Below are 13,492 nucleotides of genomic sequence, written 5' to 3' on the forward strand. Positions count from 1 at the left end.
GCACCCGGCGCAGCGGTTTTGTACCGGCGCCGGCCACAGTCTGTGTCGCCACCCGGTCTTCCCCCCTTATCTCGTCGGATCTGGCGGGAACTCCCGCTCAGGTCCGCCTTTGAAACCTACTCACGTCAACGACCGGGCACGATCGACGGACAGCTCATTTCACCCTTGTGATTGACCGGAGAGTGGCCGGGTCATTGACTGGGGGCATACGTGAAGGGTACTCAGGTTTCGTGACATCTCCGTGGTCCAACTGGGCCGGCAATCAGACCGCGAACGCCGCCCGCGTCGCGCACCCGTCCAGCGCCGCTGAGCTGGGCGAAGTCCTCCGCGCCGCGGCCGGGGACGGCCTGCGGGTCAAGGCGGTCGGCAGCGGGCACTCGTTCACGCCCACGGCTGCGACCGAAGGCGTGCGGGTCGAGCTCGACCGGATGGCGTCCCTGGTGCGGGTGGACGGCGACCTGGTCACCGTCCAGGCGGGCATGCCGCTGTCGGTGCTCAACGCGACGCTCGCCGCCAACGGCCTGGCCATGCCCAACCTCGGGGACATCGACGCGCAGACGATCTCGGGCGCGCTGTCGACCGGCACCCACGGCACCGGCGCCGGCTTCGGCTGCCTGTCCACCTTCATCGAGGCGCTCACGCTGGTCACCGCCGACGGCACGGAGCTGTCCTGCTCCGCGACGCAGAACCCGGAGCTCTTCGCCGCCGCGCGGGTCAACATCGGCGCGCTGGGCGTGCTGAGCACCGTGACGCTGCGCTGCGCGCCCGCGTTCGTGCTGCGCGCCGACGAGCGCCCGGCCTCCCTCGCCGACGTGTGGTCCGGCCTGCCCGAGCACGTCGGGGCCAACGACCACTTCGAGTTCTACTGGTTCCCCTACACCGACCGGGTCCAGATGAAACGGAACAACCGGGTGCCCGCGGTGGATGCCCCGCTGGCCGGATGGCGCCGTTGGCTCGACGACGACTTCCTGTCCAACACGGTCTTCGGCGCCGCGTGCAGGATCGGCCGGGCATTTCCGGCGGCGGTACCCCCGATCAGCCGCGTTTCGGCGCGAGCGCTCTCGGCCCGCACCTACACCGCGCCCTCCCACGAGGTGTTCTGCACGCCCCGGCGGGTCCGTTTCGTCGAGATGGAGTACGGCCTGCCCCGCGAGGCGCTGCGCGAGGCGTTCGACGGGCTGCGCTCGGTGGTCGCCGGGCTGCCGTACAAGATCCAGTTCCCGGTGGAGGTGCGCTTCACGGCCGCCGACGACATCTGGCTGTCGCACGGCCACGGGCGCGACAACGCCTACATCGCCATCCACCAGTACGTCGGCGCGCCGTTCGAGGAGTACTTCCGCCGCTTCGAGGCGGTCACCACGCCCCTCGGCGGGCGGCCGCACTGGGGCAAGATGCACTTCCGCACCGCCGAGTCGCTGGCGCAGGCCTACCCGCACCACGCCGACTTCGTCGCCCTGCGCGACAAGCTGGACCCGAACCGGCTGTTCGCCAACGCGTACACGGAACGGGTCCTCGGCGCCTGAGCGTCATCTCGCCCGCGGGTCCTTGGCACCACGGACGCCGGGATTCCTCGTGGGAAGAACGGTCGTGCGTTGCACGGACCCGAGCCATGCAATGGCTACTCCTCGGTGGGTGGTGCCTTCCGCGCGGACGTGGCCTTCTTCGGGGCGGCCTTCTTCGCCGGCGCGGCCTTCTTGGCCGCGGTCGTCGTCTTCGCCGCCGTGGTGGTCTTCTTCGCCGCGGTGGTCTTCTTGGTACCGGTGGTCCTCTTCGCCGCCGTGGCCTTCTTCTCCGGCGCCGCCTTCTTCGCGGCCGTGCCCGCTTTTCTGGGCGCAGCCTTCTTCGGCGCCGGACCCTTGGCCCGCTTCTCGGCCAGCATCTCGCTGGCCTCCTCGAGCGAGAGGGTCTCGACGCTCTGGCTGCGCCGCAGCGAGGCGTTGAACTCGCCGTCGGTCACGTAGGGCCCGAAGCGGCCGTCCTTGATGACCAGCGGCTTCTCGGTCGCCGGGTCGTTGCCCATCTCGCGCAGCGGCGGCTTGGCGGCCGCCGTCTTGCGCGTCTTCGGCGCGGCCAGCAGCGTGAGCGCCTGGTCGAGGCCGATCGTGAAGAGCTGGTCCTCGTTCTCCAGCGAGCGGGTGTCGGCGCCGCGCTTGATGTAGGGCCCGTAGCGGCCGGAGTAGGCGATGATGTCCTCGCCTTCGGCGTCCTTGCCGATCGTGCGCGGCAGCGTGAGCAGGGTCAGCGCCTGCTCGAGGGTCAGCCCGTCGGGACTCTGGGTCTTGAGCAGCGACGCGGTCTTGTCGCCGCTGGACACGTAGGGCCCGTAGCGGCCGGACTTCACCACCACCGGCTCGCCGGTCTCCGGGTGCTCGCCCAGCTTGAGCTCGCCGCCGCCGCTGCTGAGCGCGAAGAGCTCGTCGACCTTGTCCGGGGTGAGCTCGTCCGGGGCCAGGCCCTCGGGGATCGTGGCGCGGTCGGCCTCCTCGCCCTCGGGGGCGCCCGGCACGAAGCGCTGCAGATACGGGCCGTACTTGCCGACGCGGACAACGACGTCGCGGCCGGCGTCGTCGCGGAACAGCTGGATCGAGTTGATGCCGCGCGCGTCGATCTCGCCGAGGCGCTCGGTCACCATCCGCTGCAGGCCGCCCTGCCGGGCCACCGAGCCCTCGTCGCCGGTGTCGCCGCCGAAGTAGAAGGGGTGCAGGAAGTTCACGGCGCTCTCGTCGCCGTTGGCGATCTCGTCGAGCACGTTCTCCATCGAGGCGGTGAAGTCGTAGTCGACCAGCCGCGGGAAGTGCTGCTCGAGCAGGCCGATGACGGCGAACGCGAGGAAGGAGGGGATCAGCGCCTGGCCGCGCTTGAACACGTAGCCGCGGTTGTTGATCGTCTCCATGATCGAGGCGTAGGTCGAAGGGCGGCCGATGCCGAGCTCTTCCATCGCCTTGACCAGCGAGGCCTCGGTGTACCGCGACGGGGGCTGGGTCGTGTGCCCGGTGGGCACCAGCTCCTGCTCGGTGAGCGGCTGGCCCTTGACCAGCACCGGCAGGCGCCGCTCGGCGTCGTCGGCCTCGGCGGACTCGTCGTCGCTGGACTCGACGTAGGCGCGCAGGAAGCCCGGGTCGGTGATCGTCTTGCCGGTGGCGGCGAAGTCGACCGACTCCTGCTGGGCGGTGACCGCGTTGATGCGCACCGAGGTCGAGTTGCCGACCGCGTCGTTCATCTGCGAGGCGATCGTGCGCTGCCAGATGAGCTCGTAGAGGCGCCGCTCGTCGGCATTGAGCTCGTTGGCGACGTCGCCGGGCGTGCGGAAGGCGTCGCCGGCCGGGCGGATCGCCTCGTGCGCCTCCTGGGCGTTCTTGACCTTGCCCGTGTAGCGCCGCGGCTGGGGCGGCACCTGACCCGCGCCGTAGAGGTCGTGGATCTGCTGGCGGGCCGCCGCGATCGCCGCCTCGGAGAGGTTCACCGAGTCGGTACGCATATAGGTGATGTAGCCGCTCTCGTAGAGCCGCTGCGCGACGCGCATGGTGTTCGCCGAGGACAGCCGCAGCTTGCGGGCGGCCTCCTGCTGCAGCGTCGAGGTGATGAACGGCGGGTAGGGCTTGCGGCGGTAGGGCTTCTCCTCGACCCGGGTGACCGTGAACGGCCGGCCGTCCAGCCGCGCGGCGAGGCCGCGGGCGCCCTGCTCGTCGAGGTGGATGACGCCGGCGCCGGGGCGGACCTTGCCGGTCTCCGGGTCGAAGTCGCGGCCGGTGGCCACCCGGTCGCCGTCGATCGCGATCAGCGTCGCGTTGAACGGGCGCGGGTCGTTCTCGGCCAGCAGCTTGGCCAGGATGTCCCAGTACTCGGCCGAGCGGAACTTCATCCGCTGCCGCTCCCGCTCGACCACGATGCGGGTCGCCACGGACTGCACGCGGCCGGCGGACAGGCCGCGCTGCACCTTCTTCCACAGCACCGTCGAGACGTCGTAGCCGTAGAGGCGGTCCAGGATGCGCCTGGCCTCCTGGGCGTCGACCAGGGCGCGGTTGATCTCGCGCGGGTTGGCGACGGCGGCCTGGATCGCCGGGCGGGTGATCTCGTGGAAGACCATCCGCCGGACCGGGACCTTCGGCTTGAGGGTCTCGAGCAGGTGCCAGGCGATGGCCTCGCCCTCGCGGTCCTCATCTGTTGCGAGGTAGACCTCGCTGGCCTGCTTGAGCAGGTCCTTGAGGCGCGTGATCTGGCGGCGGCGGTCGGCCGAGATGATATAGACCGGGGTGAAATCGTTGTCGATGTCGACGCCGAGGTACGCCCAGGGCTTGCTCTTCAGCGCGTCGGGCATGTCCTTCTTGCCCACGGGCAGATCCCGGACATGGCCGAAACTCGCCTCGACGAGATAATTCGGGCCCAGATAGCCCGAAATCGTCTTGGCCTTCGCCGGCGACTCCACGATCACCAGCCGCTTTGTGTTGGCGGAGTTCGGCACAGTTCTCCCCGGTGCGGACGGACAGGCGTCAAACGTAACGCGCGCATTCGCGCCGAGTTGCGCAATGGGGCGCTCCCGGCGGTCGGCACACGACACGCCGATCGGCGCCACGGTACACCCATGCACAACCCCGACCTGCCCGATCTTGCGAGCGTGTCGCATCGGCTGTCGCTTTTGCGGCGATTTGTCGGCAGCGCGACGGGCTGGTTTCTCGCAAATCACATCCCCGGCGCGGCCTGGCCACCCTACCCGGGGTAGCCCGGCGACTACCCGCGTCCTAGGCGGGCCAGGCGCCCGTCGGAGCGTCCGCCGGAGGCTCACCCACGAGCTCGGCGAGGCGGGTGATGCGCCGAGGTCCCACGATGCGGTACGCGGGGGCGCCCGTTTCGGCCCCGACGAGTATCGCCGGCAAACCGGCCGCCTCGAGCGCGTCTCCGACCGCGATCCAATTGTCGGCGACCCTCCGGTCGAGCACCTCCTCCTCGAAATCCTCCGCCGGTGGCGGCGGGGGTGGGGGTGGGGGCTCGCTCACCGCGTCCAGCACGACGGTGGGCAGGGCACCGACCCCGGAATCGGGCCACTCGTCGGCCGCGTCGTCGCCGAAGTAGTCCTCGGCATCGGCGAACTCGTCGGGACCCGGATCGAAGGCTGTGATTTTGCTCTCGCTTTTGCGTTTCCGCACGTTGGGCCGTTCCGGCCGGGGCGGGCGCGGCGGTGCGGGCGCCGGCACGGGGACCGAGAGGTCGGCCCACTCGACGGCCTCGGCGGCCGGCGCGACCGGCTCGGCCTCCTCGTCGCCCTCTGGCGGGGGCGCGAGGGGCCGCGGCGCGAGGCGCAGGAGGAAGGCGCGCTGGCCGTCGTAGCCGCCGGCGGCGGCCACCCACAGCCGCAGCGCCCGGCCGTCGAGCGTCAGCCCGCGCGGCGCGATCTTGATCCCGTCCGCGTCGAGCCAGCGCAGCGCCAGCGGGGCCAGGGCCGCCGAGTACGCGGTGCGCAGCTGCCAGCGGTCCTCCTCGCCGGTCGGCTCGCAGCTCACGACCAGGCCGCGCCCCTCGAGCTCGGCGCGCAGCACCGCACAGCGCCACCGCTCCTCGACCACGATCGACACCCGGCCGGTGCCGCCCATCCGGCCGACCTGGCCGGCGCCGGCCAGCAGGCCCTCCAGGTCGATCGGCGCGGGTGCGCGGGCCTCGACCCCGAATAGCGACAGTTGCCGGCCGCGGGCCGGCGTCACCGGCACTCGGGCACCTCGTCGAAGGCCTGCTGGAGGTCGGCCGGGCCGGTGTGGGCCGGGTCGATCGCGCTGCGCTCGTACTCGGCCTTGAGCGTGTCGAACGCCGAGTGCACCGACGAGTAGAACCCCTTGGCGTCGTCCGTGGGCAGCCCGGACACGGTCCGCTTGGCGTTGCCGTAGGCGTCGCGGGCCTTCGACAGCGACGCCGTGAACTGCTCGGCGATCTTCTTGCCGTCCTCGACCGCGGGCACGCCGGCCCCGTCGACGCCGGCCCGGGCCTTCTCGCTCGCCGACTCCGCGCCTGTGAGCAGCTCGACGATCTTGGTCTTGCTCTGCGCCGGCGTCTTGGCCGCCTGCAGCTGCTGCTGGGTCTTCTCGGTCAGGTCGGCGATCTCCGAGCGCCACGGGGCCAGCGCCGTGCACACCGCCTTCGCCCACTGCTTCGGCTCGACCCCGTCCGCGCCGCACCCGGCCGCGGCGCACAGCAGGAGGGCGGCGGCGAGGAGGCGGGCGGCGCGCATGGTGTGCAGCCTAAAACCGATCGTCTGTTCGAGAAAACACGACGCTCCGGCCGAATCCGGCCGGAGCGTCGTCTGGAGCGGTCGATGCCGTTACGCGGTGACCTTCTCCGGGGCGTTCTCCTGCGCACCGGCGCCGTTGCCGTCACCGGCGTCGACGGCGACGGGCTTGCGCTTGCTGACCACCACGGCCGCGGCGATGATCAGCACCGCGGCGATCGAGATGACGTAGCGCAGCGCGTGGTTGCCGGAGCCGACGGTGAGCGTGACAACACCGGGGGCGATCAGCAGCGCGACCAGGTTCATGACCTTGATCAGCGGGTTGATGGCCGGGCCGGCGGTGTCCTTGAACGGGTCGCCGACGGTGTCGCCGATGACCGTCGCGGCGTGCGCGGGCGAGCCCTTGCCGCCGTGGTGGCCGTCCTCGACCAGCTTCTTCGCGTTGTCCCACGCCCCACCGGAGTTGGACAGGAACACCGCCATGAGCGTGCCCGTGCCGATCGCGCCGGCCAGGTAGGCGGCCAGCGGGCCGACGCCGAGGCCGAAGCCGACGGCGATCGGCGCCATCACCGCGAGCAGGCCCGGGGTGACGAGCTCGCGCTGGGCGTCGCGGGTGCAGATGTCGACGACCTTGCCGTACTCCGGGCGCTGCGTGCCGTCCATGATGCCCGGGAACTCCCGGAACTGCCGCCGGACCTCGAACACCACCGAGCCGGCCGAGCGGGCGACGGCGTTGATGGCGAGGCCGGAGAACAGGAACACGACCGCGGCGCCGATGAGCAGGCCGACCAGGTTGCCCGGGTTGGCCACGTTGAGCAGGATCGCGGTGGCCGCGTCGTCCGCCGCCTTGCCGGCGTCGCCGAGCGCGGTCTTCATCGTGTCGGTGTACGAGCCGAACAGCGCCGTGGCGGCGAGCACCGCCGTGGCGATCGCGATGCCCTTGGTGATCGCCTTGGTGGTGTTGCCGACCGCGTCGAGCTCGGTCAGCGTGCGGGCGCCGCGCTCGTCGATGTCGCCGGACATCTCGGCGATGCCCTGGGCGTTGTCGCTGATCGGGCCGAAGGTGTCCATGGCCACGATGACGCCGACCGTGGTGAGCAGGCCGGTGCCGGCCATGGCGACCGCGAACAGCGACAGGGTGATCGAGCCGCCGCCGAGCAGGAAGGCGCCGTAGACGCCCGCGCCGATGACGATGGCGGAGTAGACCGCCGACTCGAAGCCGACGCTGACGCCGGCCAGCACGACCGTTGCGGGGCCGGTCAGCGCGCTCTTGCCGATGTCCCGGACCGGGCGCCGCTCGGTCTCCGTGAAGTACCCGGTGAGCGCCTGGATGATCGCGGCGAGCGCGATGCCGATGACGACGGCGATGATCGCGGTGACGTGCGGGCCGAACGGCGGCGCGTCGCCGCCCTTGAGCGCCTGGATCGCCTTGAGCCCGGCGGTGTCGCCGGTCAGGTCGGTCCAGGTCTTCGGCAGGTAGGCCACGGCGGCGGCGCTGACGAGCACGGCCGAGACGATCGCGGAGATGTAGAACGCCCGGTTGATGGCGACGAGACCGTTGCGGTCGGACTTGCGCAGGCGGGTGAGCACGACGCCGATGAAGGCGATGATCACGCCGATCGTCGACACGATCAGCGGGAAGACCAGGCCCTGCTCGCCGAAGGCGGCCCGGCCCAGGATCAGCGCCGCGACCAGCGTGACGGCGTAGGACTCGAACAGGTCGGCCGCCATGCCGGCGCAGTCGCCGACGTTGTCGCCCACGTTGTCGGCGATGGTCGCCGCGTTGCGCGGGTCGTCCTCCGGGATGCCCTGCTCGACCTTGCCGACCAGGTCGGCGCCGACGTCGGCGGCCTTGGTGAAGATGCCGCCGCCGACCCGCATGAACATCGCGAGCAGCGCCGCGCCGAAGCCGAAGCCCTCGAGGACCGTCGGCGCGTCGTTCTTGAAGATGAGCACCACCAGGGACGCGCCGATCAGGCCCAGACCCACGGTGAGGAAGCCGACCACGCCACCGGTGCGGAACGCGATCTGCATCGCCTTCTCGCGGCCGCCGTCCTCCCGGGCCGCTGCCGCGACGCGCAGGTTGGCGCGGGTGGCCAGCGCCATGCCGGCGCCACCGATAAAGGCCGAGAAGACCGCGCCGACGATGAAGAACGCCGACCGGCCGATCTTGATCAAGGTTTCGTGATCCCCGGCATCGTTCACCGGGAGCAGGAACAGCAGCACCACCGCGATGACGACGAAGATGCTGAGGGTCTTGAACTGGCGCGTGAGGTACGCGGTCGCGCCCTCCTGCACCGCCCCGGCGATCTCCTGCATCTTGGGTGTACCCCGACCGGTCGCGAGTACCGCCCGGACCAGTGCCGCGGCGAAGCCCAGCGCCACGCAGGCGAGGACGAGCGCGACGACGACATAGGTCAGGTTGCTCCCGGAAAGGGAAGTCTCGCCGCTTGCGACGAGTGATCCGGACATTCGTTGTCCTCCTGTACCGACACATGACAGCGCCGCGAGCGGTCAGGCCGGCGGCGGTTCTCCACGCGGGGAGCCGTGCTGGACGACCGAGGTACCCAGTGACCAGGGACGTCATACACGATCGCCGTACTCTAGCCGCCTGGCGTGTCCGTGGTCACACCGACTTGCGTGTTTGAACAAATCGCACTCTGTCGATTCATTCACGCCGGTCAGTCGCCTGGCCGCTCCAGGGGCCAGGACATTCTTACCTCGGTGCCGACACCTTCGGATAATTCGGACACGTTCAGGTCGTCGACGAGGCCTGCGAGCAGCGCCAACCCCATGCGGGCGGCGACCGCCTCCTCCGCCAGCAGGTCCGGCGGGGTGGTCAGCGGCAGCGCCGGGTCCGACAGCAGGACCACGGCATCGTCCTGCGGCGCGCGGGTCACCATCGCGCCGTTGGCCGCCCGGTCGACGACCCGGACGGTGAACCGGTCGCCGTCGGCCATCGCCACGTCGACCAGGTCGTCAAGGCCGTGCGAGCGGTGCAGGGCGACGGCCCGCGAGCAGGCCTCCCCGATCGCGAGCCGGACCTCCTCGAGCAACTCCTCGGCGACGCCCGCACGCCGCGCCACGGCCACGCCGACGAGGCGGGCCGTGCGCACATGTGCCGGCGCCGGCGAGAAGGAAAGTCGTACCGTGGGCATGGACCTACGCCGGGGATTCGGCGCTCGCGCCGCCGGCTGCGGTCGCGGCGGCCACGGTGTCGTACAGCGAGAACACCCGGTCCAGCGCGGTGATCCGGAAGATCTTGAGCAGTCGCTCGTGCGCGCACACCAGCCCGAACGAGCCGTTGACCGCACGCAGCCGCTTGAGCGCGCCGACCAGCACGCCCAGACCGGTCGAGTCCAGAAACTCCACCCGGCTCAGGTCGACGACCACGTGCCGCGCACCGGCCTCGACCAGATCGACGAGCTTCTCTCGCAGGCGCGGGGCGGTGTAGACATCCACCTCACCGCCGACCTCGAGCACCGTATGGTCGCCGGAGTCGTATGTCGACAACGACAGTTCCATGCGGACCTCCTCCTCTGGCGGCCAAAATGTGCAAGCCCTCCACGGGCATCTAACCATCGACGCCCGGCCCAGGCGACGCTCCACCCCCTTTCCCATATCCAGTCGGCGTGTATCACGGCCACGCATTCGAACACGTGTTTTAGAGTGCTGGACGTGCTGCTCCACACCGAAACGCTCCCCCGCCGCGACGGGGTCGTCGTCCCCTGGCCGGAGTGGGTGCCCGCCCCGGTCCGCACGGCGTTCGGCTTCACTCCCTGGCGGCACCAGGCCGATGCCGCCACGGCAGCCTGGCAGGGCACCCACACCGTGGTCGCAACCGGCACCGGCTCCGGCAAGTCCCTGGCCTACCAGCTGCCCGCACTCTCCCGTCTCCTGACGGACGAGAAGGCCACGGTGCTGTACATCTCGCCGACGAAGGCCCTGGCCGCCGACCAGCTGCGCACCCTCAAGGACCTGGCGCTACCCGGCCTCTACCCGGCCACCTTCGACGGCGACACCTCCCGCGAGGAGCGCGAGTGGGTCCGCCGCCACGCCCGCGTGGTGCTCACCAACCCGGACATGCTCCACCACGGCATCCTGCCCGGCCACGCGAGCTGGTCCCGCTTCCTGCGGGGCCTGACGTACGTCGTGGTCGACGAGTGCCACGCCTACCGCGGCCTCTTCGGCTCCCACGTCGCACACATCCTGCGCCGCCTGCGCCGCATCGCCGCCCGCTACCGCGCCACCCCGTGCTTCGTCCTCGCCTCCGCCACGGCGGGCGACCCGGCCGGCTCCGGCGAGCGCCTCACCGGCCTGCCGATGACGGCGTTCACCGACGACGCCTCCCCGCGCGGCCCGGTGACGTTCAAGCTCTGGGAGCCGCCGCTGATCACCCCCGACGGCCCCCGCCGATCGGCGCTCACCGATACCGCCACCCTCCTGGCCGACTCGGTCGCCCGGGGCGTGCGCACGCTGGCGTTCGTCCGCTCCCGCAAGGGCGCCGAGCTGGTCGCCACCATGGCCCGGCACAACCTCGACGTCGCCGCGCCCGGCCTGGGCTCCCGCGTGGCCGCGTACCGCGCCGGCTACCTGCGCGAGGACCGCCGCGCCCTGGAGCAGGACCTCCTGGATGGCACCCTGCTCGGCCTCGCCTCGACCAACGCCCTCGAGCTGGGCGTCGACCTGACCGGCCTGGACGCCGTCGTCATGTCCGGCTACCCCGGCACCCTGGCCTCCATGTGGCAGCAGGCCGGCCGCGCGGGCCGGGCGGGCCGGGCCGCCACCTGCGTGCTGGTCGCCCGCGACGACCCGCTGGACACCTACCTGGTCCACCACCCCGAGGCCCTGTTCGGCCGCCCGGTCGAGGCGACGGTCTTCGACCCCGCCAACCCGCACGTCCTGGCACCCCAGCTCTGCTGCGCCGCCGCCGACCTCCCGCTCACCCCCGCCGACCTCCCGCTGTTCCCGCCCGGCACCGAGGCCGTTCTCGATGCCCTGGTCGCCGCCGGGATGCTGCGCAAGCGCCCCGCCGGCTGGTACTGGACCGAGCGCGACCGCCCCGACGTCGACATCCGCGGCGCCGGCGGCGGCCCGATCGCCGTCGTCGAGTCCGCCACCGGCCGCCTCCTGGGCACCGTCGACACCGGCTCGGCGCACCACCAGGTGCACACCGGCGCCGTGTACCTCCACCAGGGCGTCACCTACGTCGTCGACGAGCTCGACCTGTCCGACAACAGCGCCCTGGTGCACGCCGAGGACCCCGACTGGAGCACCCACCCGCGCGACGTCACCTCGATGGTGATCCTCTCGGTCCGCGAGTCCCGCACCGCCGGCCCGATCACGCTCTCGCTGGGCGAGGTCGAGGTCACCAACCAGGTCGTCTCCTACCAGCGCCGCCGCCTGGTCTCCGGCGAGGTCATCGACACCGTCCCGCTGGACCTGCCGGAGCGCATCCTGCGCACCGTGGCCGTCTGGTGGACGATCGACCCGGACGCCCTCGACGACCTGGGAATCCCCGAGATCGAGTGGCCCGGCGCCCTGCACGCCGCCGAGCACGCCGCAATCGGCCTCCTCCCGTTGGTCGCCACCTGCGACCGCTGGGACATCGGCGGCCTCTCAACCGCAGTGCACGCCGACACGGGCCTGCCCACAATCTTCGTGTACGACGGCCACCCCGGCGGCGCCGGCTTCGCAGAACGCGCCTACCAAACCGCCGCAACCTGGCTGAGCGCCACACACGAGGCCATCCGCTCCTGCCGCTGCGAGTCGGGCTGCCCGTCGTGCGTGCAGTCCCCGAAGTGCGGCAACGGCAACAACCCCTTGAACAAGCCCGAGGCCGCCCGCCTCCTCTCCCTGGTCCTCTCCCACCTGTCGCCGACGGCCTCCCCTCCCGCGGCACCTCCAAGTCCGCGACCACCGGCTGCGACGGCGCTGCCGGTGACCGCTTGATCCCAGCGTCTCTGGTCTGCTTTGGTCTGCGCATCCGCCTTGGCCTGCGCATCCGCCTTAGCCTGCGCATCCGCCTTGGCCTGCGCATGCGCTTTGGTCTGCGCGCCCGCGAGGGACCCGGCATTCGCTGGATCCGGGCCCCTCGCGGCGTGCCCGACTTGGCTGCTCACCCCTCCCTCGTTTTGGCCCCGCTCCCGCCACTGGACCCATGTCTCGTCATGCGTGCCGCCGTGAGCGGCTATGCCGCTGCGGGGCGGCCAGGCAGGCCCGGCTCGCTGACTGGCGATGTCGCTCTGCGGACGGTCAGGCCGCCATGACCGGCCCGGCTCGCGCGCTGGCCGCGGTGGCCAGCCCCGTGCGGGCGCGAACCTCGACGGTCACCGTGACCACGGGACCGGCGACCGTGCAGCCGACGAGCCGCCCGCCGTTCGCCTCCACCAGCCGCCCGGCCGCCGCGCAGGCCGCCCGCGCCCCCTGCACCGCCGACAGCGCACCCGCGAGCGCCCCTGCATCGGCGGCATTGCGCGCCTCGTGCCGGGCGACGATCACCCCGCCGGCGATCACGAACCCGAGCGCGAGCAGCAACGCGGCCAGCCCGACGGCGAGCATCACGATCGACGCCGACCCTCGGTCACCGCTCCGCCGCCCGGCAACCCGGCGCCTCCGAACCGAACAGCTCAGCCGGGCGGCCCAGTGCCTCACGACCCGCCGGTGGCTTGGGGCTCGACCATGGCCACCGCCCGCTCCTCGACCGTGAAGCCCGAGGGCATCGGCGCGGGCACCCGCATGCGCACGATGACCCGCACCAGGTCGCCGTCGTGTTCGACCGCCACCTCGGTGCCGTCCCCGAAGTCCGGCACCGGCTCCCCCCGCGCAACGGCCCGCACCGCCGCCCCGGCCGCGTCGACGCAGCTGATCTTGGCGCCGAGCGCCGTGATCGCGACGATGCAGGTCACGAGGAAGACGATGACGACGGGCGTCATGAGCGCCACCTCGAGCGCCGCCGACCCGCGATCCCGACCGCCCCGCCGGTGCCTCGGCACCTGGTCGACACCCGCCCTGTGTCTTCGGACGTCATCGCCGCGGCGTTCGAGCGCATCATTTCCCTCACCAGCGCCACCTTTGTGCTGTTCAAGGGCGCGATTGTGCTGTTCAAGGGCGCGATTGTGCTGTTCAAGGGCTCGATCGCCCCCGACCGCCGGTCCATCGCGCCGCTTGCGTCGCGGCCGCGCCACGACGCACCCGCTGCGCCTGCGAGAACCGCCACCGCGGTGCCGTCGAATCTCCCGCCCTGCGCCCAACTCGAGCCCCTGACCGACGGCCGAT

At 71.7% G+C, this 13,492-nt stretch carries 10 protein-coding genes; 2 read left to right on the forward strand and 8 right to left on the reverse strand.

Annotated elements, in window-relative coordinates; genetic code table 11:
- Positions 1 to 230: 230 nt before the first annotated feature.
- Positions 231 to 1,523 carry a D-arabinono-1,4-lactone oxidase gene (locus ABD901_RS01215; protein WP_345120234.1) on the forward strand — a complete coding sequence of 431 codons (1,293 nt, stop codon included), beginning with the start codon at positions 231 to 233 and terminating at the stop codon, positions 1,521 to 1,523.
- 95 nt (positions 1,524 to 1,618) lie between these two features.
- Here the strand turns inward: ABD901_RS01215 and topA are convergent, their stop codons facing one another.
- The 6 genes from topA to ABD901_RS01245 all read right to left on the reverse strand — a co-directional run bounded on the left by topA (position 1,619) and on the right by ABD901_RS01245 (position 9,739).
- A complete protein-coding gene (gene topA, locus ABD901_RS01220) occupies positions 1,619 to 4,462 on the reverse strand; it encodes a type I DNA topoisomerase (RefSeq protein WP_345120236.1) in 2,844 nt (947 codons plus the stop codon).
- A 277-nt stretch (positions 4,463 to 4,739) separates the two neighbouring features.
- Positions 4,740 to 5,702, reverse strand: a complete 963-nt coding sequence (locus tag ABD901_RS01225; RefSeq protein WP_345120238.1) for a hypothetical protein — start codon at positions 5,700 to 5,702, stop codon at positions 4,740 to 4,742.
- On the reverse strand, positions 5,693 to 6,217 hold the full coding sequence (locus tag ABD901_RS01230; protein WP_345120240.1) for a hypothetical protein: 525 nt from the start codon (positions 6,215 to 6,217) through the stop codon (positions 5,693 to 5,695). Before ABD901_RS01230 ends, ABD901_RS01225 begins: the two co-directional genes overlap by 10 nt.
- A gap of 90 nt (positions 6,218 to 6,307) precedes the next feature.
- Positions 6,308 to 8,686, reverse strand: coding sequence for a sodium-translocating pyrophosphatase (locus ABD901_RS01235; protein ID WP_345120241.1), 2,379 nt, complete (start codon positions 8,684 to 8,686; stop codon positions 6,308 to 6,310).
- A gap of 209 nt (positions 8,687 to 8,895) precedes the next feature.
- Positions 8,896 to 9,372: an ATP-binding protein gene (locus tag ABD901_RS01240; RefSeq protein ID WP_345120243.1), complete on the reverse strand. Its 477-nt coding sequence runs from the start codon at positions 9,370 to 9,372 to the stop codon at positions 8,896 to 8,898.
- Between the two features lie 4 nt (positions 9,373 to 9,376).
- Positions 9,377 to 9,739, reverse strand: a complete 363-nt coding sequence (locus ABD901_RS01245; RefSeq protein ID WP_345120245.1) for an STAS domain-containing protein — start codon at positions 9,737 to 9,739, stop codon at positions 9,377 to 9,379.
- On the opposite strand from ABD901_RS01245, the gene ABD901_RS01250 reads away from it, so the two are divergent.
- The gene (locus ABD901_RS01250) at positions 9,701 to 12,166 is read left to right on the forward strand and encodes a DEAD/DEAH box helicase (protein ID WP_425556645.1); all 2,466 of its coding nucleotides are present in this window, start codon (positions 9,701 to 9,703) and stop codon (positions 12,164 to 12,166) included. The genes ABD901_RS01245 and ABD901_RS01250 overlap by 39 nt on opposite strands.
- A 303-nt stretch (positions 12,167 to 12,469) precedes the next feature.
- Here the strand turns inward: ABD901_RS01250 and ABD901_RS01255 are convergent, their stop codons facing one another.
- Both ABD901_RS01255 and ABD901_RS01260 read right to left on the reverse strand, forming a co-directional pair.
- Entirely contained in the window at positions 12,470 to 12,868 is a 399-nt protein-coding gene (locus ABD901_RS01255; protein WP_345120247.1) for an Rv3654c family TadE-like protein, read from the reverse strand.
- Positions 12,865 to 13,149, reverse strand: a complete 285-nt coding sequence (locus tag ABD901_RS01260; protein ID WP_345120249.1) for a TadE family type IV pilus minor pilin — start codon at positions 13,147 to 13,149, stop codon at positions 12,865 to 12,867. The genes ABD901_RS01255 and ABD901_RS01260 overlap by 4 nt, the downstream gene beginning before the upstream one ends.
- Between the last annotated feature and the right edge of the window lie 343 nt (positions 13,150 to 13,492).

Source organism: Dactylosporangium darangshiense (genome assembly GCF_039537565.1).
GTDB classification, from domain to species: domain Bacteria; phylum Actinomycetota; class Actinomycetes; order Mycobacteriales; family Micromonosporaceae; genus Dactylosporangium; species Dactylosporangium darangshiense.